A 16800-nucleotide genomic window follows, 5' to 3' on the forward strand; every position below is an offset into this window, starting at 1 on the left:
CGAGGTATCGAAGAAAAAGCGATAAAGAAGATAGCTGCAGGACAAAGGGCTATAAAACAATAGGGGGCTCGCGGGGGCCTCCGGTGATGGAGAAAGTCCATGAATGAGCATGACAGCGAGACAATTGTCCGTGGAGCCGCGCTGGAAGGGCTGGACGACTATCACTCGATAATGGATATCTTCCGCCGTTCGGTGGAACGCTATTCCAGCAATATCGCTTTCTCATGCATGGGCAAGTCGCTGAGCTATCGTGAACTGGATCGTCTGTCGGCGGATTTCGCCGCCTGGTTGCAGAACGAGACATCATTGCAGCCGGGCGATCGTATTGCCATTCAGCTCCCCAACCTGCTGCAGTTCCCGGTGGCCGTGTTCGGTGCGATTCGCGCCGGTCTGGTCGTGGTCAACACCAATCCGCTCTACACCGAGCGCGAGATGGCGCACCAGTTCAAGGACTCCGGGGCGAAAGCGATCCTGATTCTGGCCAATATGGCCGACAAGCTGGAGAAGGTTCTCGACCAGACCGAGATCGAACATGTGGTGGTGACGGAGATCGGTGATCTCCACGACTTCCCCAAACGTCCGTTGATCAACTTCGTGGTCAAGTACATCAAGAAGATGGTGCCGCGCTACTCGCTCAAGAGTGCGGTTTCCTTCCGTGATGCGCTCAAGCGCGGCGGGGGGGTGGATCACCAGGATATCACCCGTGAACTGGATGATATCGCTGCGCTGCAGTACACCGGTGGAACCACTGGTCTGGCCAAGGGCACCATGCTGACCCATCGCAACCTCGTGGCTAATATGCTGCAGGCCAAGGCGGCGATTGGTTCCGGGCTCAAGGAAGGTTCGGAGATCGTGGTGGCGCCGCTGCCGGTCTACCATATCTACACCTTCACGGTGAATTGCCTGTTCATGCTGGAAGGCGGTAATCACTCGGTATTGATCACCAATCCCCGTGACCTCGATAATTTCGTCAAGGAATTGCGGGCGACACCGTTCACTGGCTTTGTGGGCCTCAACACCCTGTTCAATGCCTTGTGCAACCGCGATGACTTCAAGGCCCTGGACTTTTCGCGCCTGCACCTGACCATCTCCGGCGGCATGGCGTTGACGGGTGCCGTGGCCAGACGCTGGGAAGAGGTCACTGGTTGCCCGGTGGCGGAAGGCTATGGCCTCACCGAGACATCTCCCATTGTCAGTTTCAACCCGGTCGATGCCATTCAGTTGGGCACCATCGGCAAGCCAGTGGCCGGTACCGAACTGAGGTTGTGCGATGCAGAAGGCAAGACACCGCCACCCGGAGAGCCGGGTGAACTCTGTGTGCGTGGTCCCCAGGTGATGAAGGGGTACTGGAATCGTGATGACGAGACGGCCAGAGCCATCGATGCCGATGGTTTCTTCCATACCGGCGATATCGCGGTGATCCAGGACGATGGTTATGTGCGTATCGTCGACCGCAAGAAGGACATGATTCTGGTCTCTGGCTTCAACGTCTACCCCAACGAGATCGAGGATGTTGTCGCGGCTCACCCCGGCGTTGTTGAATCCTGTGCTGTAGGCGTTCCGGATGCCACTAACGGCGAGGTCATCAAGCTCTTCGTGGTGGCACGGGATTCATCGCTGACTGCCGAGGAGTTGCGTAGCTGGTGCAAGAAGGAACTGACCGCCTACAAGGTGCCCAAGCTGGTCGAGTTCCGCGATGAGCTGCCCAAGACCAATGTCGGCAAGGTGCTGCGCCGGCAGCTGCGTGATGAAGAGGCCAACGACAAGGGAGCCGGTGCCGACTGAGTCGGTGCGGCGTCCTGCAGGTCGGGATGGCCCGGGGGTAGAGTTGGCTCCAGGGTAGAGTTGGCTCTGGAGTGATGGTCGGCGTTACAATATCCGCTTTTATGCCCAGACGCTTCGCGCTTTCCAGCGCGAAGCGTCCTTTGCTGTGGAGCCTGGTTTTCCATCATGAGTTTCCCATCGTGAGTACCGAGACTTCGACTCCGCCCCAACGCCTTGATGATGCGACCCGCCTCAAGCAACTCGAGCCCATGCTGGAGGAGGTGATGCTGCGTGATCGTCCCGATCTGGCGAAACGCCTGTCCGGTCTGCAACGCCGTGTTCGCGAAGGCAAGCCGAGCGACCGTGGCCTGGGAGAAGTGGAGAAACAGGTTCAGCGCTCGCAACGACTGCTCGAGGCACGCCGTGCACAGCGAGTCACGCTGGAATATCCCGAGGCCCTGCCGGTCGCCGCCAGGCGGGATGACATTCTGGCCGCTCTCGCCGAACACCAGGTGGTGGTCGTGGCCGGTGAGACCGGTTCGGGCAAGACCACTCAGCTACCCAAGTTGTGTATCGAACTGGGGCTGGGACGACGTGGTTTGATCGGTCATACCCAGCCTCGACGCCTGGCAGCACGCTCGGTGGCCACGCGACTGGCCGAGGAGATGCAGGTCAATCTCGGTGATCAGGTTGGCTATCAGGTACGTTTTACCGACCAGACCAGTGATGACACCCTGGTCAAGCTGATGACCGATGGTATTCTGCTGGCCGAGACGCGACACGATCCCGACTTGCGTCGCTACGATACGCTGATCATCGACGAGGCCCATGAGCGCAGCCTCAACATCGACTTCCTGCTGGGTTATCTCAAGCGATTGCTGGAGCGACGCAGAGATCTCAAGATCATCATCACCTCGGCGACCATTGACGTCGAGCGCTTCAGTCAGCACTTCAGCCTGCCGGGGCCGGATGGTAAACCACGCCCTGCGCCGGTGATCGAAGTGACCGGGCGTACCTTCCCGGTGGAGGTGCGCTATCGGCCCCTGGTGCGTGATGCCGACGATGAGGAAGATCGCACCCTGAGTGAAGGCATTCTGCATGCCGTCGAGGAAATCGAGTCGATCGAGCGTGAGAAGCGCTGGTTCAGTGGTCCACGGGATATCCTGGTGTTCCTGCCCGGTGAGCGCGAGATCCGCGAGACGGCTGATATATTGCGCCGTGCTGACCTGCGCCATACCGAGGTGCTGCCGCTGTATGCACGGCTTTCCAATGCCGAGCAGAACCGTGTCTTTGCCGCGCACAGTGGTCGGCGCATCGTGCTGGCCACCAATGTGGCCGAGACATCGCTGACGGTGCCGGGGATTCGCTACGTGGTCGATCCAGGACTAGTGCGCATCAGTCGTTACAGCTATCGAGCCAAGATCCAGCGCCTGCCGGTGGAGGCCGTCAGCCAGGCCAGTGCCAATCAGCGTAAGGGACGTTGTGGACGTGTTGCCGAAGGGGTCTGCATTCGCCTCTACGATGAGGAGGATTTCCTTTCGCGGCCGGAATTTACCGATCCGGAGATTCGGCGTACCAACCTGGCCTCGGTGATTCTATCGATGCTGTCGCTCAAGCTCGGCAGCATCGAGGCCTTCCCGTTCGTCGATCCGCCGGATTCTCGCTTTGTCAGTGACGGTTTCCGTCTGCTGCATGAACTGGGCGCGGTGGATGAACAGCAGCGCCTGACGCCCCAGGGGCGGCGCCTGGCGCGTCTGCCGATTGACCCGCGTCTGGCCCGCATGCTGCTGGCCGGCGATGAGCAGCAATGCCTGCGAGATGTGCTGGTGGTGGTATCGGCGCTGGCGGTGCAGGACCCACGAGATCGCCCGGCAGACAAGCGCGAGGCAGCAGACCAGGCGCATCGCCGTTGGCAGGACCCTGAGTCGGATTTCGTGGCCATCCTCAATCTGTGGCAGGGCTTCGAGCAGGCTCGTGAGGAATTGTCCGGCAACCGGCTGCGGCGCTGGTGTCGCGATCATTACCTGAATTACCTGCGGCTGCGGGAATGGCATGACACCTTCCGCCAGTTGCGCCAGTTGTTGCGCGACCTCGATATCCAGGTGCCGCCACCTGCCGTGGTGGTCGAGGACGATGCCGAGCAGGTGAAGGAGCAGCGTCGCCAGGCCGGTGTCGCCATGCACCGAGCTCTGCTGACCGGTCTGTTGTCGAATCTCGGCACGTTGACCGAAAATCGCGATTACCTGGGCGCGCGTAACCGCAAGTTCATGATCCACCCATCCTCCGGGCTGTCGAAGAAGACCCCTAAATGGGTGATGGCCATGGAGATGGTCGAGACATCACGGTTGTTTGCCCGCACTGTGGCGCGCATTGACCCCCAATGGATCGAGCCGTTGGCCGGGCATCTGGTCAAGCGCAATTACAGCGAGCCGCATTGGGAGATGAAGCGGGCCCAGGTGGTGGCCTTCGAGCAGGTGACCCTGTTCGGATTACCGATTGTCGCTCGACGCAAGGTGCATTACGGCCCCATTGCCCAGCGTGAATCATGGGAATTGTTCATTCGCCGGGCACTGGTGGAAGGTGAGTTCCGCACCCGAGGTGAGTTTCTGGCCCATAACCGTGCGCTGGTCGAAGAAGTCACCGACCTCGAGGATCGTGCTCGTCGGCGTGACATTCTCGTCGACGAGGAGACACTGTTCGACTTCTACGCCGAACGGGTGCCGGAGCATATCGTCAACGGCAAGGGGTTCGAGGCCTGGCGACGCAAGGCGGAGGAGCAGAATCCGCAGTTGCTGATGTTCGATCGAGAGGCACTGCTGGCGCGGGAGGCAGAGGATGTCACCGAAGCTCAGTATCCCGATGAGTTGACTCTCGACGGCGTGCGTTACCCGCTGAGCTATCATTTTGCGCCTGGCGCTGAGGACGACGGCGTGACCATGACGGTGCCGGCAGCGATGCTGCCACAGCTGTCGGCATCACGCCTGGAGTGGCTGGTGCCTGGCCTGCTGCGCGACAAGTGCATCGCACTGCTCAAGTCGTTGCCCAAGTCGATGCGTCGCCAGGTCGTACCGATCCCTGACTGGGTCGATGCCGCTCTGGCCTCATTGACGCCAGGTGAAGGTGGACTGCGCGAGGCATTGGGAGAGTTCCTGCGCGTCAAGACCGGCGTACGGATGCATCCCGATGACTGGCGGCTGGAACAGCTCGAGCCCCATCTGATCATGAACTTGAGGGTTGTTGATCATAACGGCAAGGTTCTTGGTCAGGGGCGTGATCTACGTGAGCTGGAGCGACGCTTTGAGTCGGCGGCGGGAGAGGGCGCAAGAGCTTTGGCGCGGTCGGTGGAGGAAACCGAGCAGTGGCAGACTTTCCCTGACCAACCCCTGCCGGAGTCACGGGTGACGCATCAGGCCGGCATTCGTGTCGAGGCTTTCCCAGCCCTGGTGGCGGACAGCGAAGGGCTCAAGCTCGAGCTGTTTGATCACCCGGACAAGGCCCGTGAAGCGCACCGCAGTGGCGTGGTCAAGGCGGCCATGGAGCGCCTTGCCGACCAGGTACGGGCCATTGAGCGCCTGCCGGGGCTGGACAAGTGTGCATTGCTGTTTACCAAAGTGGGTAGCAAGCGAGCCTTGAGTGATGACCTGGTGCATGCGGTATTCCGTCAGGTCATCGCTGTAGACCCGCTGCCACGTGACGCGTCGGCGCTCGAGGCGAGGATCAACGAGGTCGGTGGCGACCTGGTGCCCCATGCCGAGAAACTGATCGCTATGCTTATACCTGCGCTGGAAGGTCACCTGGAGGTGACAAAGGCGTTGAAGGGGAATCTGAATCTGGCGTTGGCATTGGTATACAGTGATCTCAAGGCTCAGATGCAGCGTCTGGTGCACCCCGGGTTCGTAACCGAGGCAGGATCCTGGCTGGAGGCGTATCCTCGTTATATGGAAGCTGCTCTGGTGCGTCTCGAGAAGGCGCCGCGTGAGCGCATGCGTGATCAGATGCACATGCAGGAGGTCCAGCAGTTCGAGGCACAGCTGGCCGCACGTCGCGAGGCACAGCGCAAGGGGGCGGTGGAAGACCCGGCACTGGTTGAGTTCCGCTGGTGGGTAGAGGAGTTGCGTGTATCCCTGTTTGCTCAGCAACTGGGGACGGCAATGCCGGTGTCGAGCAAGCGTCTCGACAAGCGGTGGGCAGAATTGACCGGGCGTGGCTAGTGACGCTACGCCGAAGGCATTGAAATGCGCTGACACAACTGTGGGCCTGCAGTTGCGTCAACGCTGAAAGGAGAAGGGCATGACCCAAGTGGTGATCAGTGGCAGTGGGCTTTTTACCCCCGCCGAAGCAATCGACAACGATGCGCTGGTGGCATCGTTCAATGCCTGGGTGGATGCCGAGAACGCGCGCAATCGCGCGGCGATCGACGCCGGGGAAATGGCACCACTGGAGCACTCCAGCAGCGAGTTCATCGTCAAGGCATCAGGTATCCACAGCCGCTATGTCATGGATGCTCAAGGCATTCTCGACATCGAGCGTATGCGCCCGAGGTTGCAGGAACGGGACAATGAGCAGCCGGGCGTGCAGTGCGAGATGGGGCTGGCCGCGGCGGGGCAGGCGCTGTCGAACGCCGGTGTCAAGGCCGAGGACATCGACCTGCTGATCGTCGCCTGCTCAAACCTCGAACGCCCCTATCCGGCGATCGCTGTGGAATTGCAGGCGCGATTGGGGGCGGGGGGATATGCGTTCGACATGAACGTCGCCTGTAGTTCCGCCACCTTTGCCATCGAGACGGCCGCCAATGCGATCCGAGCAGGGACGGCGCGGCGTGCGCTGATCGTCAATCCCGAGATCTGTTCGGCCCACCTCAATTTCCGTGATCGCGACAGCCATTTCATCTTCGGTGATGCCTGTACTGCCCTGGTGCTCGAAGATGCGCAAATAGCCATCAGTGACGTCTGTTTTGAAGTGGTCGGTACGCGCCTGGTCACACAGTTCTCCAACGCCATTCGCAACAATGCCGGCTTCCTCAACCGTGTCACCGATGCCGACCCGTTGGCCACTGACAAGCTCTTTGTTCAGGAAGGGCGCCGGGTCTTCAAGGAAGTCTGCCCGTTGGTCGCTCGACTCATCACCGAGCACCTCGAGTCCCTGGAGATACCTCCATCAGAGGTGACGCGGCTGTGGCTGCACCAGGCCAACCACCACATGAATGACCTGATTGCCCGCCGGGTGCTGGGGCACGAGCCCGGTGAGAAGCAGGCGCCGATCATTCTCGATCGTTATGCCAATACCAGCTCCGCAGGTTCTATCATTGCTTTTGACCTCCATCATCGAGATCTTGTATCGGGGGACATCGGGGTGGTGTGTTCGTTTGGAGCAGGATACAGTGCCGGCTGCGTCATATTGCGCCGTTGCTGAGGGACCAGTGCCGTGTTGTCGAAGCTCATGATGAGTAGACGGCGTATGATAACGGAACGTGACACGATTTATTGATGGAGGGCAGTCGGACGATGGGAACTACCATGGGAGCGAGCCTGGGCAGAATAGGGCGTCGTGGTGTCATCATGATGGCGACGGTAGTGGGAATCGGTGGTTGCGCCTCCAATGGTGTATCGAGCGAACCAAACCCGGCGGACCCCTGGGAAGGCTTCAACCGCAAGGTGTTTGCTTTCAACGATGTACTGGATCGGTATGCACTGAGGCCGGCCGCGCAGGGCTACGACTATATAACACCGGACCCGTTGCAGAAGGGGGTGAGTAACTTCTTCGACAACCTCGGCGAGATCCATACCACCTTCAACAGTCTGTTGCAGGGCAAACCGCGCAATGCCGGAATCTCCTCGACTCGTTTCTTGATGAACTCGACCTTCGGTCTGGCTGGCCTGCTGGATCCGGCAACACATGCAGGCTTCATCGTCGACGATGAGGACTTCGGTCAGACCCTCGCCGTGTGGGGCGTTCCCGAAGGGCCATATCTGGTACTGCCGTTCTATGGCCCGAGCACGGTGCGTACGGCTGCGAGCTTGCCGGTGGACTACTACACCTATCCTCTGACCTATGTCGAGGATGACACCGTACGCTATACATTGCGTGGACTCGAGGTTCTCGATGCCCGCTCACAGTTGCTGGATCAGGAAGACCTGTTGCGGGGGGATCGTTACAGCTTCATTCGTGATGCCTGGCTGCAGCGTCTGCGCTTCGAGGTCAATGACGGGGAGATGGAGGATGATTCCTTCATCGACAATGATTTCGACTACGACGAAGATGCCTTCGCCGAATAAAGGCATGCTCATGCACGCGGCCAAATCCTTGATCGGTGTGATCGACCAGCCCGGTGACCATCGCGATGCATTGGTGGATGCCATTGCCCGTGATGGTCTGGCAGTATTCGCTGTCGATGAGGCCGATGAACTGCCGGAGGCGACTGTTCTGGTGGTGGCGCATGCGCGTGCCGTTCCCAGCAGTGACTGGCAGAGCCTGGCCGATCGCTGGCCGACGCTGGTCGTTACCGAGGATCGCCGCGACGACGACTTGCTGAAGGCGGTGGACGTGGGGCTGGTCGACTATGTCATCAACCCGCTGCGCCATGCCCACCTGCTGCGACGCATGATTCGTCGGGTGGTCGAGGTTCACCGGCTGGCCGCGGAGCGTGAGGCGGATCGTCGGCGTCTCGCCGAACTGAACGAGAGTCTCGAGACTCACCTCGCCATGTTGCGGCTCGATCAACAGGCCGGCGGGCAGATCCAGCGCCGCCTGTTGCCATTGCGTCCACAGCGGCTCAATGACATCGAGTGTGACTATTGGCTGGCACCTTCCCTGTACCTGTCAGGGGATTTTCTCGACATTCAGGCCTTCGACGAACGCTTTACGCTGTTCTATTTCGCCGATGTCTCTGGGCATGGGGCGTCATCGGCCTTTGTCACGGTATTGCTCAAGTACCTGTTCAATCGCTGGCAGAACGAGTGGGACGGCCAGTCACCGGAGCAGTTGGCTCCGCGTTGGCTGGACAACCTCAACCGCGAGTTGCTGGATACGGGGATCGGCAAGCACGCCACGGTATTTGTCGGCGTGATTGATCAGCAGCGCAGGTATCTTCACTATTCGCTCGGCGCCCAGTTGCCGATGCCCTTGCTCAAGTCGGCACAGGGGGTCGAGGCGTTGCCGGGCCAGGGAATGCCGGTTGGATTGTTCCCCGAGGTGGAATATCCCCAGCTTGGCTGTACACTACCCGACGACTTCTCCCTGTGGCTGTGTTCTGATGGTGTGCTGGAATGCCTGCCGGGAGCTGGTTTGAAGGAACGCCTGGAGGAACTGCAGGCCAGGGTAGAGAGTTGCAGCTCATTGGAAGAGATGCGCCAGAGCTTCGACCTGGGAGTCCTGTCGAGCGATGAAGAGGCACTCGACGACCCGACCACGGGACGTGCAGAGTTGCCGGATGACCTGACGATCATGAAGGTTAGCGGATTTCGCCATGAAAGTGCATGAAGGCCGTCTGAAGGCGGCGTTCGACTCCGGTGTGTTCATTCTCAAGCTGTTTGGTGATGTACGCCTTACGCTCTGTGCCACGCTCGATAATCAGGCGCAGATGCTGGCAGACACTCCCGGCCTGCGTGCGGTGATGATTGACCTGCGCGACACCACCAATGTTGACTCCACGGCTCTGGGCTTTCTCGCCAAAGTGGCCATGGCGTTGCGTGGGCGTCTGGAACAGCCGCCGACCATTGTGGCCGATAACCCGGATATCAAGCGCATGCTGGAGGTGATGGGGTTTGCATCCTTCTTCACCCTGGTTGAACAGCCGATAGTCGAGATCGAGGAGCTGGAAGAACTGCCGGAGCTGCAGGCGGATGAAGAGGGGATGCGCAAGCGTATCCTCGAGGCGCACCGTATCCTGATGCACATGAACGAGCACAATCGCGAAGAGTTCCAGCCGTTGGTCGAGATGCTGGAGTCACAGCGGACCAGTGACCATCAAGCCTGACGTCTCTGTCTGGCTGACTCCTGTACCAGTGTCGAAACGCTGTCATTCCCGAGAGAGGATGACGAGCCACGAATCTGCTCATGGCTCGCTCTTGTTTACTGGTTACGCAGCTCGCTCAACAGCGCTTCCAGCTTGCGCTGGTCAGCCATGAACTTGCGGATACCTTCGCTGAGCTTCTCGGTGGCCATGGCATCTTCATTCAGTGCCCAGCGGAATTCCTCTTCGTTCTGAGGCTCCGGCGTGCCTGTTTCGGCATCACTGGGAGACAGACGGCGTTCCAGCGAGCCCGTCTGCTGTTCCAGTTCTTCCAGCAGGGCAGGGGAGATGGTCAGGCGATCACAGCCGGCCAGCGCTGTCACCTCGCCGATATTACGGAAACTGGCGCCCATGACGATAGTCGAGTAGCCGTGTCCCTTGTAGTGATCGTAGATCTGCTTGACGGACTGGACGCCGGGATCGCGATCACCGGAAAAGTCGGTGTCCGGCTGCTGGGCCTTGTGCCAGTCGAGGATGCGGCCAACGAAGGGAGAAATCAGCGTGATACCGGCATCGGCACAGGCCTGCGCCTGGGCGAAGCTGAACAGCAGCGTGAGGTTGGTACGAATACCTTCGCGCTCGAGGACCCTGGCGGCACGAATCCCTTCCCAGGTGGAGGCAACCTTGATCAGGATCCGATCGGCCGGCACACCATGACGGTCGTAGCGTTCGATCAGTGAATAGGCACGTGCGAGGGTGGCGTCGGTGTCGAACGACAGCCGAGCGCTGACCTCGGTGGACACATAGCCGGGCACCAGAGCGCTGATCTCGGTGCCGATCTCGACAGCAACGGCATCCAGCGCATCGTCGATGTCATTGGCTTCACGGGCGATGGCCGCCAGGCGGGTACGACGCTCGGCATGCTGAGCCGCCTGCAGGATCAGGGAAGGGTTGGTCGTGGCATCGGTCGGGGCGAAGCGGCGAATAGCCTCCAGGTCGCCAGTATCCGCTACGACCGTGGTCATGTCCTTCAATTGAGAAAGTAGATCTGCTGCCATCGAGTATTTCCTCCGTGGGTGGGCTGCCCTTACTTTACCAAGGCCCCATGACAGGTGACAGTCAGTCGGAGCAGATGGCTGTCAGCCGATGGAAAACCCTCATGTCGAAAGGCAGGCATGGCGGGATGAAAATCCTGGGTTATCATTAGCCTTCTAGCTTTTTCCACGTTTGCCCGCAGGTCTGGTTCACCTGAGGGTCTGGAGGTTTCGTGTCACTGAATCCCCGGCGCGTTGCGCTTCTGGTCGCTGCCAATACGGCGCTGGCGCCCTTTGCCATCGATGCCTATCTCCCTGCCATGCAGTCGCTGGCGGCCTCGGTCGGCGCCAGTGTTCACCATACAGAGCTGTCATTGAGCAGTTTCCTGGTGGGCTTCGCGGTCGGCCAACTGGTATGTGGCCCGCTGTCGGATCGTCTTGGCCGCAAGCCCGTGCTGTTGGGTGGCCAGGTGGTCTTCATGCTGGCCAGTCTGGCGATCATCTTCGTCAATACCTTGCCGGAATTGCTGGTGCTGCGCTTTGTTCAGGCGCTGGGAGGAGGCGCCTGCGTGGTCAACTCGGCAGCCATCGTGCGGGATTGTTTCAGTGGGCGAGAGGCAGCCAAGGTCATGTCCACCATGGCGATGATCCTGATGCTGGCCCCCCTCGCGGCACCTGCGGTGGGTAGTCTGCTGCTGTATCTGGCTGACTGGTGGTTGATCTTCCTGTTCCTGGCTGTCTACGCACTCTTTCTGATGTGGTTGCTGAGTGTCCATCTGCCGGAAACCAGAGCGCCAGACCTGCCGGTGGCATCGCCGCGTCAGGTATTGCGCAACTATGCCAGCGTGCTGACGGATCGGCGGGCGATGGGTTATATCCTGGCGACCTCGATGGCTTTTGCCGGGATCTTTGCCTTTGTCACGTCGTCTCCATTCCTTTACCTGGAATATTACGGGCTGAGCCCCGCGATATACCCATTGGTATTTGGCGCCAATGTGTTGGTCATGGTGATGTCCAACCGTCTCAATATTCATCTGCTGCGCAAGCGCTCCCCGCAGCAGAATCTGCGCCTGGGGCTGGCCATTCAGTGGTTTGCTGGCGTGGGGTTGGTGATACTGGTGGCCAGTGGTCGGGATACGATCTATACCGTGGTGCCGCTGGTAATGATGTTTCTCGGTGTCATGGGGCTGATCTCGCCCAATGCCATCACCTCGTTGCTGGATCGGTTCAGCCATATGAGTGCCACTGCTACCGCCTTGCAGGGCTGTATCCAATTCAGCCTGGGAGCGCTCGTCGGAGTACTCGTGACGGCTTTCGAAATCGATTCCGCCTGGCCGATGGTCCTGGCGATGATCGCTGTTGCCACCATCGGTAATCTGGCACTGAGAGTGCTGGCGCGAGAAAGCGATGATTGAGTGGTGGAGTGACTTGTGGCAGAGCTGGTGGTCGTGGAGTGAGCTGTCGCCGACAGCCTGGTGGGGTGTCGGTATGGCCTTGGCACTGGGGGCTTTCGTCCAGCGTACCACCGGATTTGGTATGGCGGTGGTGGGGGCTCCGTTGATTCTGCTCCAGGCCCCTGATCTGGTGCCGGTGGTGTTGATCTTCTACGGCTTGCTGGTGTCCTGTCTGGTGGTCAGGCGCTACTGGCAGCAGATCACCATGAGCGATATTTCCACGGCCTTGATCGGCAAGGTACCCGGGACGATATTGGGGGTCTGGCTGCTGGTGGTCGCACCCATGGCAACCCTCGAATTGCTGATTGCCGGTATCGTGCTGTTTGCCGTGGTGGTTACCCTGTTTCGGCTGCGCCTGCCGGTCACTCCTGCTTCGTTGTTCGGCGCGGGTCTGGTGTCGGGCATCTTCGGCAGTGTCGCCGCCATTGGTGGCCCGCCCATGGTGCTGTTGATGCACGGTATGCCGATGGAGCGCCTGCGGGGCAGCCTCGCAGCTTTCTTCCTGATCTCGTCGTTCATGACCCTTGCGGCACTGGCGGTGGCGGGGCAGGTCAGCGGTTGGCGCTTGGGTGTCAGCCTGAGCTTTCTGCCATTGGTGGTGGCCGGGCATGCGCTGGGGGCGGCATTGGCGCCACATATTCCACGCGGCCTGTTGCAGGCGGTGTCGCTGGGACTCTGCGCGCTGGCGGCATTGAGCCTGTTGGTCAAGGCACTGAGCTGAGGCGTTGAGGGAGTGAGCGACGAGCTACGAGCTACGAGCACGCTACGCTCGAGCTTGAACCCCGAACCCCGAACCCCGGGGAAGGCACGGGATTGCCGTTTTGGCGATGAGCCGCTCGCAGCTCGAAGCTCGAGTCTCGCAGCTGTAACTCTTCGTATAGAAATGCTGCGATCCATGTGAGGTTGTCATGAGCCTGTCATCTTTCTCCGGCAATGTTGGCGTCGCGAAGGTTGACCACTTCTACCTTACAGGGAGCTCTCTCCATGAATCGCATCCTCAAGACCACTGCTATTGCCGCTGCCGTGATTGGCGTGGCGGGTGTCGCCCAGGCCCGTGACCAGGTCCGTATCGTCGGCTCCAGTACGGTTTATCCGTTTGCCAGCTATGTAGCGGAAGAATTCGGTGCGACCACCGAATTTTCGACTCCGGTCATTGAGTCCACCGGTTCCGGCGGTGGTATCAAGCTGTTCTGTGCCGGTGTTGGTGAAGGTACTCCTGACATCACCAACGCTTCACGTCGCATGAAGCCCTCCGAACTCGAAACCTGCGAAGCCAACGGTGTCACTGATATCACTGAAGCCTTCATTGGTTATGACGGTATCGCCTTCGCTCAGTCCGCCGACAACGAGCCGATGGACGTGACCCGCGAGCAGCTGTTCCTCGCACTGGCGGCCAAGGTGCCGGTCGATGGTGAGCTGGTCGACAATCCCTACCAGAACTGGAGCGATGTCGACGCTTCCCTGCCGGATCGCAAGATTGCCGTCTATGGACCGCCCACCACTTCCGGTACTCGTGATGCCTTCGGTGAACTGGTCATGGAAGCTGCTTCCGAGGAATTCGACGCCTATGGCGGCGAAGGTTACACCGATGTTCGTGCTGATGGTGCCTTCATTGATGCCGGCGAGAACGACAATCTGATCGTTCAACGCCTGGCCGAGAACAAGGATGCTTTCGGTATCTTCGGTTACTCCTTCCTCGAGGAGAATGCAGACAGCCTGATCGGATCCAATGTCGATGGTGTCGCGCCGACTCCCGAGGCGATTGGCTCTGGTGAGTACCCGGTATCTCGCTCACTGTTCTTCTACGTCAAGAACCAGCATGCGGAAGATGTCCCGGCCATGAACGAATACGCCACGCTGTTCATGAGTGAGCAGATGATTGGTGACATCGGCTATCTCAAGGGCATTGGCCTGATCCCGGCTCCGGAAGATGTCCGCGCTGAAGCACGCGCTGCGGTGGAGGGTCATGAGAAGCTGGCCGCCGCCGACCTGGGCGAGTAAGGCTCCAGCTCCGATCACGCCGGCCGGCAGCCTTGACGGGTTGTCGGCCGGTAAACGTTCCAGCGGGCTGTCGCTCGTTGTGACACCGAAATCCGAGAGACACCAATGCAGACCAATCAACTCCTGGCCATGTTCTGTGGCGCACTTCTGGTGCTGGGTCTGGTCGCCTATCTGCTGGGACGCTCGAAGGCGGCGCGAGTGCGCGCTTCCGGCACCGCGATGTATGCCCAGCCTGATCAGTATGCCTGGTTTACCGTGCTTTCGACGGCGGGGCCTGCTCTGGCGGTGGGGGCCGTTGCCTCCTTCGTCATGCTGTTGCTGGGTGCCGCTATCTCGCCGCTGTTGCTGTTGGCCGGTTGCCTGGTGGTGGCATGCGCTGGTCTGGCCATCGGCATCGCCATGGTTCGCCCCGATTTTCATGCACGTCAGGCCATCGAGAAAGTCATTCGCTTTATCCTGGCCGGTGCCGCACTGATTTCCATCTTTACGACCCTGGGCATTCTGCTGTCGATCGTCTTCGAGGCGGTACGTTTCTTCAAGATGCAGAGTTTCTGGGACTTCATCACCGGCACCACCTGGAACCCGGGAGCCAGTTTCCTGGCATCCGCGGGACGGGCCGAAGAGGGTGGGGCGGCTGCCCAGTTCGGCTCGGTGCCGCTGTTTGCCGGCACCTTCATGATCACCTTCATCGCCATGGTGGTGGCGATTCCGGTGGGACTGCTGGCGGCAATCTATATGTCAGAATTCGCGCCGCAACGGGTACGAACGATCTTCAAGCCGATACTGGAAATTCTCGCCGGTATCCCCACGGTGGTCTATGGCTTCTTCGCTGCCATCACGGTGGCGCCAATCATCGTTGCCGTTGCGGACTTTCTGGGATTCGAGGCGTCGTTCAACAGTGCTCTGGCGCCAGGTATCGTCATGGGCATCATGATCATCCCGTTCATTTCCTCGCTGTCCGATGACGTCATCAACGCGGTGCCTGACAGTATGCGCCAGGGGTCATTGGCGCTGGGGCTTACTCGGGGCGAGATGATCCGCGATATCGTGATTCCGGCAGCTCTGCCCGGCATCATCTCAGCGTCGCTGCTGGCGGTATCCCGTGCGCTGGGTGAAACCATGATCGTGGTAATGGCCGCCGGTATGCGCCCGAACCTGAGCTTCAACCCGCTGGAAGACATGACCACAGTGACGGTGCGCATCGTTGCAGCCTTGACCGGTGACCTCGAGTTCGGTAGCGCCGAGACCTTGTCGGCGTTTGCTCTGGGACTGGTGCTGTTTGTGGTGACGCTGTCCCTCAATCTGGTGTCAGTGATCATGATTCGTCGCTTCCGCGAGAAATATCGTGTCAACAACCTCTAAGGTCGTGGAGCCAAGCCAATGAGACAATCCTTCGACGATATCAGCGCCCAGCTCCGCGCTCGCCATCGCAAGTCCGCACGCCTCAAATGGACTTCCATGGGAGCCCTCGGTCTGGCGGTGCTGTTTCTGGTGCTGTTCTTTGCCGACATGACCATCAAGGGGCTGCCGGCTTTTCAGCAGGCGCAGATCCAGGTGGAAGTCGACTACTCTGAGCAGGCCAGCCAATTGCCGCTGGCGGCGGTCAACGAAGATATGCGACGCCTTGTCAGCCGCGGGTATCTGAGGTTGATCCCCGGTCGCATGCAGAACAACCCGGAATTGCTCGGCACCACAACCACGGAGTGGGTGCTGGCAGATGGGCAGGTCGACCAGTATCTCAAGGGACATCACTCACGCCTCTCCGACAGCGAGAAGGCCGTTGTGGATCGGCTACAGGAAGAGGGGCGTGCCGAGTTGCGTTTCAACACCACGTTCTTCACCAGTGGTGATTCGAAGATGCCGGAACTGGCGGGTATCGCCTCGGCGGCCATGGGCACGGTCTTCACCTTGATCGTGACGTTGGCAGTGGCCTTTCCGATCGGCGTGATGACGGCAGTTTATCTGGAAGAGTTCGCACCGGATAATCGGTTCACCCAGATTATCGAGATCAACATCAACAATCTGGCCGCCATTCCATCGATTCTGTTCGGTCTGCTGGGGCTGGCGATCTTCATCAATTTCTTCGGAGTGCCACGTTCGTCACCCGTCGTTGGTGGCTTGACTCTGGCACTGATGACGCTGCCGGTCATCATCATCGCCACGCGTACCGCACTGCGTAGTGTGCCGGACTCGATCCGTCATGCGGCCTTCGGGGTCGGCTGCTCGCGCTGGCAGGTAGTGCGAGATCATGTACTGCCGCTGGCATTGCCCGGCATCATGACCGGTTCGATCATTGGCCTGGCACAGGCCATGGGCGAGACCGCACCGCTGATCATCGTTGGTATGGTGGCCTTCATTCCTGATGTCACCAACTCCTTTACCGAAGCAGCCACCGTGCTGCCGGCACAGATATTCACCTGGGCTGGTGAGCCGGATCGCGCCTTCATCGAGAAGACTTCCGGCGGCATTCTGGTGCTGCTGGCCATCCTGGTGACGCTGAATGCGTCGGCGGTGGTGCTGCGCAAGAAATTCGAGCGTCGTTGGTAGCGGCGTCATCACACAGGATAAACTGCCATGAATATCAAGGTTGCCCAGC

12 protein-coding genes are annotated in these 16800 nt (G+C 59.9%); 11 read left to right on the plus strand and 1 reads right to left on the minus strand.

The annotated features are described in order from the left end of the window. Positions 1 to 99: 99 nt before the first annotated feature. From BUE38_RS01255 to BUE38_RS01280, 6 genes are all read left to right on the plus strand, one after another. Positions 100 to 1785 (plus strand): AMP-binding protein, encoded by a 1686-nt coding sequence (locus tag BUE38_RS01255; protein ID WP_073433210.1) that lies wholly within the window; start codon positions 100 to 102, stop codon positions 1783 to 1785. A 179-nt stretch (positions 1786 to 1964) separates the two neighbouring features. Continuing rightward, positions 1965 to 5975, plus strand: coding sequence for an ATP-dependent RNA helicase HrpA (gene hrpA, locus BUE38_RS01260; protein ID WP_073433737.1), 4011 nt, complete (start codon positions 1965 to 1967; stop codon positions 5973 to 5975). A 79-nt stretch (positions 5976 to 6054) separates the two neighbouring features. After that, complete coding sequence (locus BUE38_RS01265; protein ID WP_073433211.1) at positions 6055 to 7176, plus strand: beta-ketoacyl-ACP synthase III; 1122 nt, start codon at positions 6055 to 6057, stop codon at positions 7174 to 7176. Between the two features lie 104 nt (positions 7177 to 7280). After that, positions 7281 to 8039, plus strand: coding sequence for an MlaA family lipoprotein (locus BUE38_RS01270; RefSeq protein WP_073433212.1), 759 nt, complete (start codon positions 7281 to 7283; stop codon positions 8037 to 8039). A 10-nt stretch (positions 8040 to 8049) separates the two neighbouring features. Then, positions 8050 to 9243 carry a PP2C family protein-serine/threonine phosphatase gene (locus BUE38_RS01275; RefSeq protein WP_073433213.1) on the plus strand — a complete coding sequence of 398 codons (1194 nt, stop codon included), beginning with the start codon at positions 8050 to 8052 and terminating at the stop codon, positions 9241 to 9243. Next, positions 9230 to 9739 (plus strand): STAS domain-containing protein, encoded by a 510-nt coding sequence (locus BUE38_RS01280; RefSeq protein WP_073433214.1) that lies wholly within the window; start codon positions 9230 to 9232, stop codon positions 9737 to 9739. The genes BUE38_RS01275 and BUE38_RS01280 overlap by 14 nt, the downstream gene beginning before the upstream one ends. A 95-nt stretch (positions 9740 to 9834) precedes the next feature. Here the strand turns inward: BUE38_RS01280 and tal are convergent, their stop codons facing one another. Next, on the minus strand, positions 9835 to 10773 hold the full coding sequence (gene tal, locus BUE38_RS01285) for a transaldolase (RefSeq protein WP_073433215.1): 939 nt from the start codon (positions 10771 to 10773) through the stop codon (positions 9835 to 9837). Positions 10774 to 10982: 209 nt separating this feature from the next. Here tal and BUE38_RS01290 point away from each other — a divergent pair, with 209 nt between their 5' ends. From BUE38_RS01290 to pstA, 5 genes are all read left to right on the plus strand, one after another. Then, positions 10983 to 12164 carry a Bcr/CflA family multidrug efflux MFS transporter gene (locus BUE38_RS01290; protein WP_073433216.1) on the plus strand — a complete coding sequence of 394 codons (1182 nt, stop codon included), beginning with the start codon at positions 10983 to 10985 and terminating at the stop codon, positions 12162 to 12164. Further along, positions 12157 to 12924, plus strand: a complete 768-nt coding sequence (locus tag BUE38_RS01295) for a sulfite exporter TauE/SafE family protein (RefSeq protein ID WP_084541651.1) — start codon at positions 12157 to 12159, stop codon at positions 12922 to 12924. Before BUE38_RS01290 ends, BUE38_RS01295 begins: the two co-directional genes overlap by 8 nt. Before the next feature lie 263 nt (positions 12925 to 13187). Then, on the plus strand, positions 13188 to 14204 hold the full coding sequence (locus BUE38_RS01300; protein ID WP_073433217.1) for a PstS family phosphate ABC transporter substrate-binding protein: 1017 nt from the start codon (positions 13188 to 13190) through the stop codon (positions 14202 to 14204). Between the two features lie 105 nt (positions 14205 to 14309). Next, positions 14310 to 15566 (plus strand): phosphate ABC transporter permease subunit PstC, encoded by a 1257-nt coding sequence (gene pstC / locus BUE38_RS01305; protein ID WP_073433218.1) that lies wholly within the window; start codon positions 14310 to 14312, stop codon positions 15564 to 15566. Positions 15567 to 15584: 18 nt separating this feature from the next. After that, entirely contained in the window at positions 15585 to 16751 is a 1167-nt protein-coding gene (gene pstA / locus BUE38_RS01310; RefSeq protein WP_073433219.1) for a phosphate ABC transporter permease PstA, read from the plus strand. Positions 16752 to 16800 lie beyond the last annotated feature (49 nt).

Origin of the sequence: Halomonas cupida (assembly GCF_900142755.1) — a bacterium.
Classification (GTDB): Bacteria; Pseudomonadota; Gammaproteobacteria; order Pseudomonadales; family Halomonadaceae; genus Halomonas; species Halomonas cupida.